This is a genomic window from Microvirga sp. RSM25, from assembly GCF_044784385.1.
In the GTDB taxonomy this organism is placed as follows: domain Bacteria; phylum Pseudomonadota; class Alphaproteobacteria; order Rhizobiales; family Beijerinckiaceae; genus Microvirga; species Microvirga tunisiensis.
Genome location: NZ_CP173040.1, coordinates 777,466 through 795,375, shown reverse-complemented (window position 1 = coordinate 795,375; position 17,910 = coordinate 777,466). Strand labels below are relative to the sequence as shown.

The 17,910-nt window shown below is 65.9% G+C and carries 13 protein-coding genes, 4 pseudogenes and 1 other annotated feature; of the genes and pseudogenes, 9 read left to right on the top strand and 8 right to left on the bottom strand.

Features of this window, described 5'->3' with window-relative positions:
• Positions 1-104: 104 nt before the first annotated feature.
• The 3 genes and pseudogenes from ACD578_RS29865 to ACD578_RS29855 form a co-directional block, all read right to left on the bottom strand.
• Positions 105-1,445, bottom strand: coding sequence for an IS1380 family transposase (locus ACD578_RS29865; RefSeq protein ID WP_404294490.1), 1,341 nt, complete (start codon positions 1,443-1,445; stop codon positions 105-107).
• 131 nt (positions 1,446-1,576) lie between these two features.
• Entirely contained in the window at positions 1,577-1,972 is a 396-nt protein-coding gene (locus ACD578_RS29860) for a hypothetical protein (protein ID WP_404295635.1), read from the bottom strand.
• A gap of 221 nt (positions 1,973-2,193) precedes the next feature.
• A pseudogene (locus ACD578_RS29855) lies at positions 2,194-2,307 on the bottom strand (calcium-binding protein); the annotation flags it as partial.
• A gap of 659 nt (positions 2,308-2,966) precedes the next feature.
• Between ACD578_RS29855 and ACD578_RS29850 the strand changes: the two are divergent.
• The 8 genes and pseudogenes from ACD578_RS29850 (at position 2,967) to ACD578_RS29815 (ending at position 11,744) form a co-directional block, all read left to right on the top strand.
• Complete coding sequence (locus ACD578_RS29850; RefSeq protein WP_404294575.1) at positions 2,967-4,058, top strand: IS5 family transposase; 1,092 nt, start codon at positions 2,967-2,969, stop codon at positions 4,056-4,058.
• Entirely contained in the window at positions 4,058-4,402 is a 345-nt protein-coding gene (locus ACD578_RS29845; protein ID WP_404294573.1) for a hypothetical protein, read from the top strand. The genes ACD578_RS29850 and ACD578_RS29845 overlap by 1 nt, the downstream gene beginning before the upstream one ends.
• Positions 4,403-4,568: 166 nt before the next feature.
• Positions 4,569-5,045, top strand: a complete 477-nt coding sequence (locus tag ACD578_RS29840; protein ID WP_404294572.1) for a hypothetical protein — start codon at positions 4,569-4,571, stop codon at positions 5,043-5,045.
• Entirely contained in the window at positions 5,039-6,823 is a 1,785-nt protein-coding gene (locus ACD578_RS29835; RefSeq protein ID WP_404294570.1) for a recombinase family protein, read from the top strand. Before ACD578_RS29840 ends, ACD578_RS29835 begins: the two co-directional genes overlap by 7 nt.
• Before the next feature lie 173 nt (positions 6,824-6,996).
• The gene (locus tag ACD578_RS29830; RefSeq protein WP_404294566.1) at positions 6,997-8,370 is read left to right on the top strand and encodes an IS110 family transposase; all 1,374 of its coding nucleotides are present in this window, start codon (positions 6,997-6,999) and stop codon (positions 8,368-8,370) included.
• An 80-nt stretch (positions 8,371-8,450) separates the two neighbouring features.
• A pseudogene (locus ACD578_RS29825) lies at positions 8,451-8,807 on the top strand (transposase); the annotation flags it as partial.
• Positions 8,808-9,317: 510 nt separating this feature from the next.
• A pseudogene (locus ACD578_RS29820) lies at positions 9,318-9,988 on the top strand (IS3 family transposase); the annotation flags it as partial.
• Positions 9,545-9,661 (top strand) — a sequence feature (AL1L pseudoknot). (Overlaps the previous pseudogene by 117 nt.)
• Positions 9,989-10,064: 76 nt before the next feature.
• Complete coding sequence (locus tag ACD578_RS29815; RefSeq protein ID WP_404294568.1) at positions 10,065-11,744, top strand: IS1182 family transposase; 1,680 nt, start codon at positions 10,065-10,067, stop codon at positions 11,742-11,744.
• 7 nt (positions 11,745-11,751) lie between these two features.
• Here ACD578_RS29815 and ACD578_RS29810 read toward each other — a convergent pair whose 3' ends face one another.
• Both ACD578_RS29810 and ACD578_RS29805 read right to left on the bottom strand, forming a co-directional pair.
• Entirely contained in the window at positions 11,752-13,125 is a 1,374-nt protein-coding gene (locus tag ACD578_RS29810) for an IS110 family transposase (RefSeq protein ID WP_404294566.1), read from the bottom strand.
• Positions 13,126-13,213: 88 nt separating this feature from the next.
• Positions 13,214-13,774: a helix-turn-helix domain-containing protein gene (locus ACD578_RS29805; RefSeq protein ID WP_404294564.1), complete on the bottom strand. Its 561-nt coding sequence runs from the start codon at positions 13,772-13,774 to the stop codon at positions 13,214-13,216.
• A gap of 41 nt (positions 13,775-13,815) precedes the next feature.
• Here ACD578_RS29805 and ACD578_RS29800 point away from each other — a divergent pair, with 41 nt between their 5' ends.
• Entirely contained in the window at positions 13,816-14,028 is a 213-nt protein-coding gene (locus tag ACD578_RS29800; protein WP_404294562.1) for a hypothetical protein, read from the top strand.
• 180 nt (positions 14,029-14,208) lie between these two features.
• Here ACD578_RS29800 and fni read toward each other — a convergent pair whose 3' ends face one another.
• The 3 genes and pseudogenes from fni to ACD578_RS29785 form a co-directional block, all read right to left on the bottom strand.
• Entirely contained in the window at positions 14,209-15,315 is a 1,107-nt protein-coding gene (gene fni / locus ACD578_RS29795) for a type 2 isopentenyl-diphosphate Delta-isomerase (RefSeq protein ID WP_404295549.1), read from the bottom strand.
• 25 nt (positions 15,316-15,340) lie between these two features.
• Positions 15,341-16,242 (bottom strand): annotated as a pseudogene (locus tag ACD578_RS29790) (hypothetical protein).
• Positions 16,239-17,789, bottom strand: coding sequence for a hypothetical protein (locus tag ACD578_RS29785; RefSeq protein ID WP_404294560.1), 1,551 nt, complete (start codon positions 17,787-17,789; stop codon positions 16,239-16,241). Before ACD578_RS29785 ends, ACD578_RS29790 begins: the two are co-directional and overlap by 4 nt.
• Positions 17,790-17,910 lie beyond the last annotated feature (121 nt).

The window sequence follows — 17,910 nt, the reverse complement described above, 5'->3', positions numbered from 1 at the left end:
GCATGTCCCCACCACCTCCAGGCGTTCTGCTTGGCGGATGAGGGCGGCGGGTTTGCAGGTGGACGGGACAGGGCTCGGGTCAGGGGGCGTGCGCGCCCCGTTCCTCAGGTGACGAGGCGCGGAATGCGGCCAAGAACCACCCGCAGGATCGTCTGATCGGGGCAGGCGCTCGGCAGGTGCAGCCGGATCTGGGTCTTCCGTTCAACCACCCGGGCGGCAATCTTGATCAGGCGCAGGCGCAAGGTGTCAAATTGCGCGATGCGCCAGAGCGAGCGCTTCGGCATCATCGCGCGCAGGCCCCACATCAGCCAATAGGCGCCCGCGTGCAGGAACAGCCGGAACTGGTTTGCCGTCGCTTTGGTGCACGACGTGCGGTCGGCCGCCAGATGGGCTTTCCAGGCCTTGATGTGATTTTCCGCTATGCCGCGCCGACAGTAGATCCGCTCATAGAGCGTTCTGGCTTTGCCGCCGGCAAGATTGGTGACGATGAACCGGGTGTCGCTGCCCTGCTCGCCCGCTTCGACACGGGCGATGATGCGCTCGACCCGGCTCCAACTCTCGGCACCGTCAAAGAACTCCGTGAAGCGCCGCACCTTGCCTTGCAGGGGAGCCGCGGCAAAGCGCGCCTTGGCGCTCGCCTCCAGGCCAGCGATATGCCGGCGCAGGGTCGAGGTCGAGGCCACTCCGAGGATGAAGTCAACGCCGTTGGCTCGGCACCAATCAATCACCAGCGGACCGCAGTAATGGCTGTCAGCCCGGATCAGGATGCGGGTGGTGGGCCAGTGGGTTCGGATCGCCCGGATGAGCCGGCGCAGATGAGCCCGGATCTCGGTGCCCTTGGGCCGCTTGGCCGGCCGCAGCACGGCGGTGATGAAGCGTCCTTCACCGTCGAACACGACCATGGGCTGAAAGCCGTATTCGTCGTAATGAGCATTGAACAGGCGCAGTTGCTGATCGCCGTGAACGGCATCGAAGGTGTCGTCGAGGTCGAGCACGATCTGCTTCGGCACCTGTCGGAATGAGGCGCAGTACAGATCGATCATCGTGCGTCCCATGCGCACCAGCGAGCGCGCATCGGGCACATTCTCCAAGCGTGAGAGCGTGGGCTGTGAGGCGAGATGGCGATCCGATGGCAGCACGTCCTGCGCCATCTTAAAGATTGGATCGGCGCGCAAGCTCGTGGCGTCGTTGCAATCCTCATAACCAGCAGCGATCATCAACAGCCGGAAGCGGATCAGATCGGCCAAGCGATGAACGACCTGATCCTGAGAGCGTGGGTCATCGATGCACGCGGCGAGCCGCTCGGCGACACCCAAACGCTTCTCCACCTCGCGCAGGGCGAGAAGGCCAGCATCAGACGACAGCAATCCGCCATCGAACCGAGCCACAACGGTTTTGCCGCCAACAGGTGACAGGCCCGGCAGTGGAAGCGTAGAATGGTTCATGGCGGGTGGGTTCTCCCAGAAATGAGGCGGATCGGATTCAACAACCAAATCCTAAGTCATCTCAGGGCCTTGAGCTACACCCGCCAACCCTCCATGAATTTTCGGGGTTAGTTTCGGATCAGATGTCTGGTTCAGACGAACATGAAGTCCCACGCGGTCAGGTGCAAGCCGCGCAGTTCAGCTAGGCTGTTCACATTGGCCAAGCGGGCGAACTCGTCCATGTGGTTCTCGGAGGTGACATACGCCAGATTCGCTGTACCGGTGCTGGAGGCGAGATAGACGATGATGTCCCCGGCATGCTCGTCGGAGATCGCACTCGCGGCGTCGGAGGCAGAAGCGAAACTTCGGTCTGTGATCACCGTGACGTGCTCGCCGTTCGCCCCCGAGGCCGCGCCGCTGTAGAAGGTATCCACCGCAAGGTGGCTCGTCTTGCCGCTGGAGTGATTGATGAAGTTCGCGCCATCAGCGTCGCCGCCGAGGCCCACCGCATCGAAGAAGAACGTGTCATGCGCCGAGTCGAAATCCAAAACGGTGGCGTAGCCTTGGCTCGCCCCCCTTTCGGGTCATGGAACCGGAAAGCGAAACTGTCATCGCCGGTGCCGCCCTCTAGCAAAGCCCTGCCGTCACTGACGACGAGAGTATCGTTTCCTGGGCCGCCGCCGAGCGTGTCATCACTGTCACCGACATAGCTGCGCGGCACGTTGGAACTGCTGTCACTGTAGAGGGCGTCGTCGCCCTCGCCGCCTTGGACATTGTCGCTGCCTTTGCCGCCTAAGACAAAGTCATTGCCTGGGCCAGCCCAGATCCTGTCGTTGCCGCCAAGGCCATTGATCCAGTCGTTACCCGAAAAATCGAGGATCACATCGGCACCGTCGGTGCCGTCGATGATTGAGTTACCCAAGCTACCTGAGATAAAATTGTACTTCACGAGCACTCCTTGTGATTTTTTAGCCCGACCACCTGAAGCCTTTACTCCTTATCAGACAATTAGAGTAATTGATTGTTTGAATATAAGTAATCCGCATGACGGATGCGTCCACGTGCACTGCACCTCTCTGCAATAGAGATTACGGCCCCGCCGCCGGCGGCGGGGCCGGTCGCCCAGACAATCGATCTGAAGATTCGACGCGTCAAACCGGACCAGGGTCTGGGGTTAGGTAACGGGGCCATTCTAGTCCAGCGCTCTTAAACATGCGCCTTCAGTCCCTTTAGAGCGGGCGTAGGATAGATTATTGATCTTCACGCGACAGGTATAACATAGGGCGGTGTCCGTCATCGTGAGGAGGTGCGCGATGGAAGGCGACGTTTGGCGGCCAACGAATCTGACGTCGGAGCAGATGGAGGAGCGTCGCCTGGCGGCCGCGACGCTGTTGCGGCAGGGGCAGCTCTCTGCAAGCAGACATCGCCCGGGAGCTCGGGGTTAGCCGCGCTAGTGTTGTGACTCTAGCAGGCTGTTGAAAAAGTCCGTAGCGGCGCAGGCTCGCCTGTGATTCATTCGAGTCGGGCAGCCGGAGGGAATGAATGCGCGGGCGAGACGAACAGACGGGGCAACTATTCTCCTATGTCGATCTGGAGGCCCGGGTGCGCGCGGATCATCCATTGCGGGCGATCCGCCAGATCGCCAACACGGCGTTCGCAGTGCTGCAGCGCGAGTTCGCAGTCTTGTACGCCCCTCGCATGGGTCGACCCTCGATCGCGCCCGAGAAGCTGCTGCGGGCCATGCTGCTGCAGGCCTTCTACTCGATCCGCTCCGAGCGCCAGCTCATGGAGCGGCTCGAATACGATCTGCTGTTTCGCTGGTTCGTCGGGCTCGGCATTGATGACGCAGTCTGGGATCACTCCACCTTCTCCAAGAACCGCGATCGGGTTCTCGATGGTGACATCGCGGCCCAGTTCCTGGCCGCCATACTGGCCCAGCCCAGGGTGAAGAAGCTGCTCTCGACCGAGCACTTCTCGGTCGATGGTACCCTGATCGAAGCCTGGGCTTCCATGAAGAGCTTCAAGTCGAAGGACGGCGCGGGCGATCCGCCGGCCGATGGCGGGCGCAACGCGGAGGCAAACTTTCGGGGTGAGAAGCGGTCGAACGACACCCATGCCTCGACCACCGATCCGGACGCGCGGCTTTACCGCAAGGGAGCCGGCAAGGAGGCGAAGCTGTGCTTCCTCGGACATGCACTCATGGAGAACCGCTCCGGCCTGGTGGTCGACGCCTGTCTGACGCGCGCTGATGGCCATGCCGAGCGCGTGGCCGCCCTGGCTTTGATCGAACCCCATGCCGAGCGGTCGCGGGCGATCACCCTCGGCGCCGACAAGGCCTATGACACCCAGGACTTCGTCCATGATCTGCGGACCATGAAGGTCACACCGCATGTGGCGCAGAACACGAACGGGCGGCGCTCGGCCATTGATGGCCGCACCACCCGCCATGCCGGCTACGCCGTGAGCCAGCGCATCCGCAAGCGCATTGAGGAGGCGTTCGGCTGGATCAAAACGGTTGCCGGCCAGGCCAAGACCCGCTTCCGCGGTGTTGATCGGGTGGAGTTGGCCTTCACGTTCGCAGCCGCTGCCTACAATCTGGTGCGCCTGCCCAAGTTGCTGGCGCAGAGCCACTGATGGCCAAAGTTCCAGCCTTTGCCAAAGTCTTTGTCGGCCGCTGGCGGATCGTCGAGATGGATGTTTGGGACAACGACTTTCTCGATCTCGTCGAAGAGGCGCATCTTACACTGACCGGCGAAGCGGACGGGGAGATCGCTTTCGGCGCGCTCCAGGGCGTCTTGGATGTCCGCTATGGCTCGCGCGATGGCGCGGCATGTGCCGAGTTCTCGTGGGAGGGCTCCGACGACAACGACCCAGCATGCGGGCGGGGATGGGTCGCGCTTGGCAGTGCAGGCCGTCTCGTTGGCCACTTCTACATCCACAATGGCGATGATTCAGGCTTCGTCTGCGAACGCAGCTGACTTCTTCAACAGCCTGCTAATACTACTGTGTCATAAACTGACGGGTCGGGGTATAGTCGGAAGTGCCATCATACGGAGGGCGCGTGATGAACCTTCCTATCCCATCAGAGACGCGCGAGGCGCGGTTTCCCGAACATTGCAGAATGCCTCGATCCTTGACCGGCTCGTGTCGCATGTGACGGTCATCGATCCCCGACACGCGTTGAGCGGACAGCAGTTCGAGCTCGTGTCCATGCACTCCCCGCGCGGCGCCTCGTTTGTCGTCATTGCGCTGCCCGATGGCCATCGGCGCTCCATTCGCCGCTCCATCACCGATCTGGCCGCGGCCGGCCACGGCCAGCATCCAGGGATGGCACCAGAGACCCTCCGGGTCAGCATTCGCACCCTGCTCCCACTGGCGCAGCATTTGGCCACCATGATCACCGCGTCCGAACCGAAGGTGATCCACCATGGCCCAACGCTGTCCCTTGAACCGGGAGCCCGCTTCTCCGACCAGGCTGTCCCTGCACCGCTCTCGGCACCAACCGATCCGGCCGTGGCCGAGCCTCCCGGCCGAGACGCAAATGCAGATGGCTCAGCTTGTGGCCGAGCTTGTGCGCCGGATGCACCCGATGCCGCCGACCAGGGAGAAGACCGATGCTGAGCGTCACGAACCCTTCTGACGAGCGGCTGACCTCGGCCCGCCGCGCCAAGCTCGCCTATATCTACGTGCGCCAGTCCACGGTGACCCAGATCAAGCACCACCAGGAGAGCACCGAACTGCAGTACCGCCTGGTCGATCGCGCCGCGGATCTGGGCTGGCCGCGCGACCGGATCCAGGTCATCGACGAGGATCTCGGCAAATCCGGCGCCGGCACGACCGAACGTCAGGGCTTCCAGAAGCTGATCACCGAGATCAGTCTCGGCCATGCCGGCCTGGTCATGAGCCTCGACGCCTCACGGCTGGCGCGCAACAACCGCGACTGGCATCAGCTGCTGGAATTGTGCTCGCTGTTCGGGGTTCTCATTGCCGATGGCGAGCGGCTGTTTGATCCATGTGCGTATCATGATCGCCTGCTGCTCGGCCTGTCCGGCATCATGAGCGAAGCGGAACTGCACCAGATCAGGCTGCGCCTGCATCAGGGCGAACGTCAGAAGGCGGCTCGCGGCGAACTGCGTCTGCCGGTTCCGGCCGGTCTGGCCCATGATCGCTCCGGCGCCGTAACGCTCAACCCGGATGAGGAGGTCCAAGCCCGTGTGGCTTTGGTCTTCGCCAAATTCCGCGAACTGCACAGCGCCCATGCGGTCAGGCGCTATCTTCGGGCGAATGGGCTGCCGCTGCCGGTGCGGCCGCTGAGGGGGGCCTCACCGCAAGACGTGGTCTGGCGCGAGGCGACCAGCGCCCGCGTCCGCAGCATTCTTCAAAATCCCGCCCTCGCCGGCGCGTATGTGTATGGTCGGCGGCGGCAAGCTCCCGGTCAGGCGCGGGCAGGATCACGCCGCCCGAGCACGATCAAGGTTCCCGTTGCTGAATGGGAGGTGTGCCTGCAGGAATCTCACCCAGGCTACATCAGCTGGGAGGAGTTCATGGCCAACCAGCGGCGTCTGGCCGATAACGTCAACCGCTACGACGCTGATCATGCCGGCGTCCCGCGCAAAGGTGCAGCGCTGCTGCAGGGCATTGCCGTGTGCGGCCGCTGCGGCCGCCGCATGACGCTGCGCTACACGGGCCCGCAGGGAGATTATCCGGTCTATTGCTGCCGGGCCGACCGGGATCAGACCGGGGCGCCTCTCTGTCAGGAGGTGCGGGCTCTGGCGGTGGATGCCTGCGTCGAGGCGATCCTGCTGGAAGCGCTCAAGCCCGACCAGATCGCCATTGCGCTGGCCGCCCTCGGACAGTTGGATCGGGAGGCGCGGCAGCTGGAGCGGCAGTGGGGGCTGCGGCGCGAGCGCGCCCGGTATGAGGCGGAGCGCGCCCGGCGCCAGTACGATGCGGTCGAGCCCGAGAACCGGCTGGTGGCCCGTTCTCTGGAACGCGTCTGGGAGGAGAAGCTGCGCGCGGTCGAGGCGGTCGAGCAGGAGCATGATCGCTGGCGGCGTGAGCAGCCTCTGGTCTTGAGCGCTGATGATCGTGCCACTCTGCAGGCTCTGGGCCAGAACCTGCCGCAGGTGTGGCATGCCGTGACCACCACGGCGGCGGACCGCAAACGCATCCTGCGCTTCGTTATTCGCGAGGTGATCCTCGATCAGAAGAGGATCACAGGGCAGGTCTGGCTCAAGATCCTGTGGCAGACCGGGGCAACGAGCGAGCACGCCGTGCAACGGCGGGTTCACACCTATAAGGACTATGCTGATCTTGGACTTGCATCGAAAAAGATACTGCTGGCGAACGGGCGCGGATTTTCAATCCGCCTGTGGCGGGAGAAACAGGGCGCCCTATGATCGACCGTGGAGGGGAGCGGCCGATGTGAATGTGGTGGTCCCAACCCCGATGGCGAACATGGTCCACGGGCTGCTGCGCACTTGAGAGTGGTGACGCCCAGGCGATCCCGGTTAGGAATGTGATGATCTCGCACAGCCCCGCCCTCCGTTGATGTCTCGAGGAGGAGCCTGCCATGACGCGCAAGTCGCCATCCCGCCTGCAGCGGGATCTCGCCCCGGTCCACCCCCATGCGGCCGCCGTTGATATCGGCGCCCGGATGCATGTGGCGGCCGTCTTGCTCCGCTGTGATCCCGAGCCGGTGCGCACCTTCGGCACCTTCACGGGCGACCTGCAGCGCCTCGCCGACTGGTTTGAGCAATGCAGGGTCGCCACGGTGGCCCTGGAGTCGACCGGGGTCTCCTGGATCCCGCTCTATGAGATCCTCACCCAGCGCGGCTTCGCGGTGGTGGTGGTCAATGCCCGCGAGGTCAAGCAGGTGCCGGGCCGCAAGACGGACGTGTGCGACGCCCAGTGGCTGCAGCGTCTGCATGAGTACGGGCTTCTGCGGGCCAGCTTCCACCCGCAAGGCGAGATCGCCACGCTGCGCTCTTATCTGCGCCAGCGCGAGCGCCTCCTGGAAGCCGCCGCCGCCCACATCCAGCCCATGCAGAAGGCGCTGATCCAGATGAACCTGCAGCTCCAGCACGTGGTGGCTGACATCACTGGCCAGACGGGGCTGCGCATCATCCGGGCCCTTGTCGCCGGCGAGCGCGATCCGGACCGCCTGGCCGCCTTGCGCGACGGGCGCTGCAAGACCCCGCTTGCGACTCTGCGCGCCGCGCTGGTCGGCAACGATCGGGAGGAGCACGTCTTCGCCCTGGCCCAGGCGCTGGAGCTGTATGAGATCTACCAGACCAAGGTGGCCGCCTGCGACGAGCGCATTGCGGCCGTACTGGAGCGCCTGCAAGCCCAGAACCCGCCTCCGGCGGCGGCGCTGCCGCTGCCCCGTCGCGCGCAGCCGCAGGCCAATGAGCCGGCCGTACCGGTGCGCGCGGCCCTGCATGCGATCCTCGGGGTCGACCTGACCCAGATCGATGGGATTGGACCCGACCTGGCGCTCAAGCTGGTCAGCGAGTGCGGCACGGATCTCGCGGCCTGGCCGAGCGCCCAGCACTTCACCTCCTGGCTCGGCCTCGCGCCGCACAACAAGATCTCCGGGGGCAAGGTGCTGTCGAGCCGCACGCGCCGCTCCGGCAGCCGGGTCGCGGCGCTGTTGCGGCTGGCCGCGGGCGCGGTCGGGCGCACCCAGACGGCGCTGGGCGCCTTCTACCGGCGGCTCGCCGCGCGGGTGGGCAAGGCCAAGGCGATCACCGCGACGGCGCGCAAGATCGCGGTGCTGGTCTACAACACGCTGAGCCACGGCATGACCTATGCCGATCCCGGGGCGTCCTACTACGAGGAACGCTACCGGCAGCGGGTGCTGAGCAATCTCCGCCGCCGCGCCAAGTCACTCGGCTATGTCCTGGAAAAGGCAGAGCCCGCCTCAACCGCAGTAGTTGTTTCTTAGGAATTCATGCGCATTGGAGCGGTTGAGGCGCGGTCAGCGTTCAGGCTGCAGGGGCTTGGGTTTAGACCTGGAGGGTTTCCATGTCGCTCCGCCCGACTTTGAGTGGTGATGTTCCCGCTTCGACCGCAACCGTTGCCCGTGCAGCCTTCCCGCATGGCAATCCCTATCTGCTCTTGCGGGACCGCCTCGGGACGATCTTCACCGACGCCCAGTTCGCGCCGCTCTTCGCCCCTTGCGGACAACCGGCGGTATGCCCGTGGCGGCTGGTGCTGGTGACCCTGCTCCAGTTCGCCGAGAACCTGTCCGATCGGCGAGCGGCCGATGCTGTTCGCAGCCGCATCGACTGGAAGGATCTGCTTGGGTTGGAGCTGACCGACCCTGGCTTCGACGCTTCGGTTCTCAGCGAGTTCCGCAGCCGCCTTGTGGCAGGAGGCGCGGAGGAGCATCTGCTCGACATCCTTCTGGCGCTGTGCCGTGAGCAAAAGCTGCTCAGTGGACGGAGCCGGCAGCGCACCGACTCCACCCATGTGCTCGGAGCCGTTCGCTTCCTGAACCGCCTCGAATGCGTGACCGAGACCCTGCGGGCTGCCCTGAATGCCTTGGCGTCCGCAGCGCCCGAATGGCTGCGCGTCCATGCTGATCCTGCCTGGCTGGAGCGCTATGACCGGCGGGCTGGCGATCATGACGTGCCGCAAGGCGAGGCGAAGCGGCGGGCTCACGCCGAGCAGATCGGTCGCGATGGTCATCAGTTGCTTGCGGCCATCATGGCTCCTGGTGCGCCAATATGGCTGCGGCAAATCCCGGCCGTTGAGTTGCTGCGGCAGGTCTGGCTCCAGAACTTTGGTGAACCGCGCCGGGATTCCCGGAGGCTCCAACTCCTGACAGGATGGAGCCATGACGAAGAGAACACCCCCTATTCACCAGAGGTCCGCGATCGGGCGGTCCGGATGGTTTTCGAGCACCGGGACGAGTACGCCTCGCAGTATGAGGCAATCCTGTCGATTGCGGCGAAGATCGGCTGCTCGCGCGAGACGCTGCGCCACTGGGTGCGGCAGGCCAAGCGCGACCAGGGCCTGCGCCCCGGGCCGACGAGCGCGGAGCAGGAGAAGATCAAGGCACTCGAGCGGGAGGTGCGGGAGCTGCGCCAGGCCAACGAGATCCTGCGCAAGGCGAGCGCGTATTTTGCCCAGGCGGAGCTCGACCGCCGCTTCAAGCCATGAAGGCATTCATCGACGAGCATCGTGAGGTCTACGGGGTCGAGCCGATCTGCCGTGTGTTGCCGATCGCCCCGTCGACCTACTACGAACATGCCGCCCGCAAGGCCAATCCCGACCGCAGACCGGCCCGGGAACGCCGGGACGCCGACCTGTGCCAGGAGATCCGCCGGGTCTTCGCCGAAAACTTCGGCGTCTATGGGGTCCGCAAGGTCTGGCGCCAGATGCAGCGCGAAGGGATTGCGGTGGCGCGCTGCACCGTCGCCCGGCTGATGCGGCAGATGGGCCTCAAAGGAGTGGTTCGCGGCAGGAGCATCCGGACGACACTCAGCGACGCTGGCGTGCCGTGCCCGCGCGACCGGGTGAACCGGCAGTTGGTCTTGCTTCGGTTAAGATACTGCTGGCGAACGGGGTGGAGCGATTGAGGCAGGCTCGGCGTTCAGGCTGTAGGGGGCTTGGGTTCAGACCTGGAGGGTTCTCATGTCGCTCCGCCCGACTTTGAGTGGGAATGTCCCAGCGTCAACCGCAACCGTTGCCCGTGCGGCCTTTCCCCGTGGCAATCCCTATCTGCGCTTGCGTGACCACCTCGGGACGATTTTTACCGACGCCCAGTTCGCACCCCTCTTCGCCCCTTGCGGGCAACCGGCGGAATGCCCGTGGCGGCTGGCGCTGGTGACCCTGCTCCAGTTCGCCGAGAACCTGCCCGACCGGCGCGCGGCCGATGCGGTCCGCGGTCGCATCGACTGGAAGTATCTGCTCGGCCTGGAGCTGACCGACCCTGGCTTCGACGCTTCGGTTCTGAGCGAGTTCCGCGGCCGTCTCGTGGCCGGCGGCGCGGAGGAGCATCTGCTCGACACGCTGTTGGCGCTGTGCCGTGACCTGAAGCTGCTCAGTGCCCGGGGCCGGCAGCGCACCGACTCGACCCATGTGCTCGGAACCGTCCGTTCCCTGAACCGTCTCGAATGCGTGACCGAAACCCTGCGCGCGGCCCTGAATGCCTTGGCGATAGCGGCCCCCGAGTGGCTGCGCGCTGAGGCGGATCCTGCTTGGCTGGAGCGATATGACCGGCGGGCTGGCGATCATGACGTGCCGCAAGGCGAGACGAAGCGGCGTGCTCATGCCGAGCAGATCGGCCGCGATGGTCATCAGTTGCTTGCGGCCATCATGGCTCCTGGCGCTCCGATATGGCTGCGTCAGATCCCGGCCGTTGAGTTGCTGCGGCAGGCCTGGCTCCAGAATTTCTCCATCATTGGCGATGTCCCGGCCGCCGGATCTAAGGCCACTCCCCTGGTGCGATGGCGGACCGAACAGGAGGGATTTCCACCCTCGCTGTTGATGCTCGCCTCGCCCTACGATCCGGAGGTGCACTACGCCAGGAAGCAGTCCACGATCTGGATCGGCTACAAGGTGCATCTGACCGAGACGTGCGATGAGGGCGGACCACACCTGATCACGCATGTGGAGACTACGCCGGCACCTGTCGTTGATCGCGACGCGCTCGAAGACATCCATGCAGCGCTCGAAGCCAAGGGCCTGCTGCCCGGTACTCATCTGGCCGATGCCGGTTATGTTGCGGCCGACCAGCTTGTCGCCAGCCGGAGGAAGGGTGTCGCGCTGTTAGGCCCGGCTCCCAAGGACTACCAGTGGCAGGCCCGTTCAGGCGAGGGCTTCACGGTGCAGGACTTCCGCCTCGATTGGGAGCGGGAAGTGGCGACCTGCCCGGCCGGGCATCAGAGCAAGAGCTGGAGTCCCGACGACCATCAGGGACGGACCGCCTTCAAGGTTCGTTTCTCGACAACAGATTGTCGACCTTGTCCCCTGAAGACACAGTGTACCCGAAGCGGGCGGCGACTGCTCACGCTACGACCACGCGAGGAACACGAGACGCTGGAGGCGGCTCGCCAGCGCGAGGGGCAGCTTGCCTTCTCAAAAGAGTATCGACGGCGCGCTGGCATCGAGGGAACGATTTCGGCAGGCGTCCGGGTCATGCATCTGCGGCGCTCGCGCTATATCGGTCTCGCCAAAACGCACCTTCAACACGTGCTGACGGCAGCCGCCATGAACCTCATCCGACTCGGGGCTTGGTTTGCGGGCACGCCGCTCGCACGAACGCGGCAATCCGCCTTTACCAAGCTCATGATGGCTCCCATCCCAGCATGATGAATTCCTAAGAAACAACTACTGCGGTTGAGGCGGGCTCTGCCTTTTCCAGGACATAGCCGAGTGACTTGGCGCGGCGGCGGAGATTGCTCAGCACCCGCTGCCGGTAGCGTTCCTCGTAGTAGGACGCCCCGGGATCGGCATAGGTCATGCCGTGGCTCAGCGTGTTGTAGACCAGCACCGCGATCTTGCGCGCCGTCGCGGTGATCGCCTTGGCCTTGCCCACCCGCGCGGCGAGCCGCCGGTAGAAGGCGCCCAGCGCCGTCTGGGTGCGCCCGACCGCGCCCGCGGCCAGCCGCAACAGCGCCGCGACCCGGCTGCCGGAGCGGCGCGTGCGGCTCGACAGCACCTTGCCCCCGGAGATCTTGTTGTGCGGCGCGAGGCCGAGCCAGGAGGTGAAGTGCTGGGCGCTCGGCCAGGCCGCGAGATCCGTGCCGCACTCGCTGACCAGCTTGAGCGCCAGGTCGGGTCCAATCCCATCGATCTGGGTCAGGTCGACCCCGAGGATCGCATGCAGGGCCGCGCGCACCGGTACGGCCGGCTCATTGGCCTGCGGCTGCGCGCGACGGGGCAGCGGCAGCGCCGCCGCCGGAGGCGGGTTCTGGGCTTGCAGGCGCTCCAGTACGGCCGCAATGCGCTCGTCGCAGGCGGCCACCTTGGTCTGGTAGATCTCATACAGCTCCAGCGCCTGGGCCAGGGCGAAGACGTGCTCCTCCCGATCGTTGCCGACCAGCGCGGCGCGCAGAGTCGCAAGCGGGGTCTTGCAGCGCCCGTCGCGCAAGGCGGCCAGGCGGTCGGGATCGCGCTCGCCGGCGACAAGGGCCCGGATGATGCGCAGCCCCGTCTGGCCAGTGATGTCAGCCACCACGTGCTGGAGCTGCAGGTTCATCTGGATCAGCGCCTTCTGCATGGGCTGGATGTGGGCGGCGGCGGCTTCCAGGAGGCGCTCGCGCTGGCGCAGATAAGAGCGCAGCGTGGCGATCTCGCCTTGCGGGTGGAAGCTGGCCCGCAGAAGCCCGTACTCATGCAGACGCTGCAGCCACTGGGCGTCGCACACGTCCGTCTTGCGGCCCGGCACCTGCTTGACCTCGCGGGCATTGACCACCACCACGGCAAAGCCGCGCTGGGTGAGGATCTCGTAGAGCGGGATCCAGGAGACCCCGGTCGACTCCAGGGCCACCGTGGCGACCCTGCATTGCTCAAACCAGTCGGCGAGGCGCTGCAGGTCGCCCGTGAAGGTGCCGAAGGTGCGCACCGGCTCGGGATCACAGCGGAGCAAGACGGCCGCCACATGCATCCGGGCGCCGATATCAACGGCGGCCGCATGGGGGTGGACCGGGGCGAGATCCCGCTGCAGGCGGGATGGCGACTTGCGCGTCATGGCAGGCTCCTCCTCGAGACATCAACGGAGGGCGGGGCTGTGCGAGATCATCACATTCCTAACCGGGATCGCCTGGGCGTCACCACTCTCAAGTGCGCAGCAGCCCGTGGACCATGTTCGCCATCGGGGTTGGGACCACCACATTCACATCGGCCGCTCCCCTCCACGGTCGATCATAGGGCGCCCTGTTTCTCCCGCCACAGGCGGATTGAAAATCCGCGCCCGTTCGCCAGCAGTATCCAATGCGAGGGAGGATCACGAGGCCCTTCGCCGCCAGGTCGTACGCCAGCAGCGGCACCGTCCAGCTTGTGGCCTGGTAGCCGCAGCGGCGCGGGTCGCGTGCCAGGGCTGCCGCCAGTCGCTGCGGCGTCAGCCTCGGGTGCCGGCGGGGCCGCCCGCTGCGCGGCCGGTCGCGGAGCGTGGTGGCCTCATGCTCAGCCTTGTACTGCATCAACCAGCGGTGGACGCTGGAGCGGTTGACGCGGCAGCGGCGGGCCGCCTCAGCCATGGAATGCCCCTCGGCCACCAGCAGCAGCGCCTCGAGGCGGCGATAAACACGGGCCTCACGGGCGCCAGCAAGCGCTGCGGCAAGCCGCTTGCGATCCGCCTCGTCGAGCCACGTCTCGGGAGAGTGATCATGTCGTTGCATGCTCCCCAGGAAACACCCGCAGTGCTCGCGTTGCAAGACTTATGAAGACCTACTTAGAAGCCTCGAAGCATCCTGATAAGCATCCGCACGCAACGCTTGACCTCATTGATGCACTTGTCGATCCGAATCAGCCGCGTTTCGGGGAAAATGACTTGCGGTCAATAATTGAGAGGGTACGCGATGCTGAGGCCGTTATTGCTGAAAGTGCCATTTTTCGAATCTGGAATGAGCGTTTGCGAATTCAAAATCTTTGAGCCAATTTATTTCTGGCAAATATGCGACCTCGCAGTCCGAATCTAGGCGATCGTGACGTCACACTCTTCTGATTCGATCAGCACTCATAGTGCATGGCTTCCGCTCGTAATATGATCTCCGCCAATCTTGAATGTAGAGATGCCAGATACTTGTCCCGCCACGTGCGGGCGACGCCGGCATCAACCGGCGGACAGATGCGCCGAGGGCAACAAGCGCGCCTGACGCAACGCCGCCAGATCAGCCGAGCCGGTGCAGAAACAGGCGACGGCCAACTGGCGGATGACGATCTCGAAATGCGCGATAACCGCCTCGGTGGACACCGTCGCCGCGCGCAGCACGCCGGCCGCCTGCCCGGCGATGTCCGCGCCCAGGCGGATGGCCTTGGCCACGTCGACGCCGTCGCGGATCCCGCCCGACGCGATCAGCTTCACCGTTGGCAGCGCCCGACGTACCGCCTGCACGCTGGCCGGGGTCGGAATCCCCCAATCGGCGAACGCCATCGCCACTGCACGGTCGGCGGCATCGCGGGCGCGCTCGCCCTCCACCGCGGCCCAACTAGTGCCGCCGACGCCGGCGACATCGATCACCGCCACGCCCGCCTCGACGAGCGTACAGGCCACCGAGGCGGACAGACCCGACCCTACTTCCTTGGCCACGATCGGCACGCCCACGCTGCGCGCGGCGCGAGCGATCTGCGCCAGGACGCCGCGCCAGTCGCGGTCGCCCTCCGGCTGTACCGCTTCCTGCAGCGGATTGAGATGGACGATGAGTCCATCAGCCTCCAGCGCATCCACCGCCCGGCGCGCCAGTTCCAGGCCGTCGGCCTCGCGCAGTTGCGCGGCGCCGATATTGGCCAGCAAGGGAATGTCTGGGGCCAGGCGGCGCAGCGCGCGCGTCAGCCCCTGGGAGTTGCGGGATTGCAGGCTCACGCGCTGCGAACCGACGCACATAGCGATCCCCAAGGCTTGCGCTGCCTCGCTCAGATGCCGATTGATGGCCTCGGCGCGTGGCATGCCGCCGGTCATAGAGCTGATCAACAGCGGCGCGCGCATGGTCTTGCCCAGCAGCGAGGCGCGCAGGTCGATCTGCGTCAGGTCCAACTCGGGCAATGCGCAGTGTTCGAAACGGATGTACTCCCAGCCGGCGGCGACCGTGGCCGGCGCCGTTCGCCGATCCAGCACGATGTCCAGATGGTCGTCCTTGCGCCGGCTCAGGACGGTGTCGCTCACGCTCGCTCCATCCGTCGCACCGGGCGACGGCGTTGCGTCGGATCGGACCGACGGCAGCGTGCGCACGCCGCCTCCCGCGCGTTCAGGCCGGCGCACGCTGGCCTCCCCCGCAGCGTCGCTGCGGTAGCGGCTGGTCGAGGTCTGGTAGTACTGCGCGCGGATAGCCGCCATGGCCTCGATCAACGTTCCCCACGGCGCGGGAAAGCGTTCTTGCGCCATCACTCGGTGCAGCATGCACGTATGGCCGGCTAGCTCGTCGTTGAGGAACGCCACCACAGGCATAGCCGGATAGCGCTGCAGCAGCAGGATCCCCGCATTGTCGGCCTCGCCGGTCGACCTGTCCTTGTCGCGTCCATGCAGATCGTTCTGCAGGCGCCCTATCGCGGAGATGAGCCGCAGGACCTGGCGAAACGCCGGACGCGCGCGCAAGGTCGCCATGTCTAGCCCCCACAGCAACGACAGGCAACAGAACACGTTCGCGTAGGCGATCGAATCGATGCCGTTGTGCAGGTACTCGGCGTAGGACCAGCGTTCCGCCCCTGCCGCCTGCGCGTGTCCGGCGCGCAGCGCCGCGCAGTAGCACCGGGTATCGTCGAGAAGCTGAGCATAGTCGCGACGATCATAGGCGAGCGCGGCCAGCGAAGCGCGCAGCACAGCGCAGCCCTCGAATCCTGGGAGCGCGCACGGCACGCCCTGCCCCAGCGCCTGCTCCACCGCAGCGAGCTGCACCGGCGCGATCAGGCCAAGGTCGTTGCAATCGTCGAGCCAGAACAGCAGCGCCAGTTCGCGATAGAACGCCACGATCAGCGTTTCGTCCTGCGGATCGCGGCCGGTGCGGGCGCTGGTGTCGCGCAGGCTCGGGTGGATGCGCTGCAGGATGTACCGGCCGCCCCTGACCGCTTCCACGGCATGCTCGTCGGCGAACCCGGTCAGGGAACGCCCCCACTCCAGCACCTGCTGCAGCGCGCGTTCGGTCTGGATCATGGCGCCGCTCCTGCTCCCTCGGCCAGGACGCGCCGCCCCCAACGAAGCGCCAGCCACAACCCAGCGAGTTCGGCCACGCGCACGACCCGGGTAGGGCAATACAGTTCCTTGCCGATCCACAGCGGCGTCTGCGGCAATGCATGCGCCGCATGGCGGGCGAGCATCCACTCCAGCGCACGCGCCACCGCCTGCGCGATGCGCCGGCGCCCTGTCGGCTCTTCGCTCCCGTCCATCACGTGCAACGCGAACAGCGCATAGGCGGTTTCCTCGAATGTGGACGCGCGACCGGCGCCCCAGCCGCCGTCGTCGCGCTGCGCCTGCAGCAGCGCCGCCAGCGCGCGCTCGTCGCGCCACTGGGGCTTGCCTTGCGCCAGCGCAGCGACCGCATGCGCGGTGGGATACAGCCACGAAACGTGCCATTTTTCGTTGTCCCATAGACCGTGCGGGTTCCGATTGGCCTCGACGTAGGCGCTGGTGCCGGCGGCGGGCTTTCTCAACAGTCGCAACGCATGCAGGGCATGGATGTTGGTCGACACCGAGGCATTGCGCTCACCGGGGAAGGTGACGAACAGCTCGCCGGTTTCGAAATGGCGCAACGCATCGACCGCCGGGTCGCGGCCTGCAAGGCGCAGGACGCACAACGCAACGGCGGTGTCGTCCGCATCGGCCGCGAAGTGCAAGGCCGGGCCCAGACCGCGCACGCCTAGGCGGGCGTCGAGCTGCGCGACGATCACGCGCACCGCCTCGGCGAGCGCGGGATGCGCGAACAGCCCGGCCAGATGCAGGGTGTACAGCGACCAGCATGGCTCGAACACATTGATCGGCCAGACGTTGGGAACGACACCTTCGATGCCGCTGCGCGTCGCCCGCGATGCCGCCTGCAGATACGCGTCGGCGCGCCCGACCTGCGGCGTGCTCCCCTGTGTCACGGCGTGCGCACGCCACGCGGCGGTGGCCGCCGGACTGATGCCGATGCCGCCGTCGTCGTCCGGGCATGCGGTGGTCGGCGACGTCCCCCAGGCTTCCCAGGAGTGCAGCAACGGATGGCCGCTCGGCAACGTCGCCACCGCCCCCAGCTTGACCAGGCGCGCTTGCCGCAACGGCAACAGCGCCGGGTGGCGCGGAAACGCCACGCCGCCCAGCAAGGATGCGGCCTCGCCGCACAACTGCGGCAGGATCAGCTCCGCGCCGATCGGCGCGTCTTCCGGCACCGCATGCGCGTAGGGATCGGGCTGGCGCTCGAGGAACCGGGTTGCAGCCTGGACTGCGTCAGCAGCGCCGGGAAGAGGATTGGCACGCTGCAATGCCAGCAACGCCGCCCAGGTGGGCGCATGGCGGAACAGCGGGAAGTCTGCGCTTCCCCATCCGCCATCGGCCTGTTGCTGCGCAATGAGCCACGCGTATGCGTCCTGACGACCGGTGACGTTGCCGTGGAACTGCAGAGCTCGCGCCGTGTCGTAGACGGACGGACCGACGCTGCCGCCGTCGCTCATCTCGCTCAGCAGGTGGCGCAATTCGGAAAGGATCTGTTCGGACAGCGCGTTCACGCGGGATGCTCCTTCTGCAGACAGTTGACGAGAATCAGGATCGGGCAGACGCTGCGCACGTCGCCGCAGGCCCGGCGCGGTCCGGCGCATGGGCAGCGCCGGACGGCCGCCCTGCTCCGGC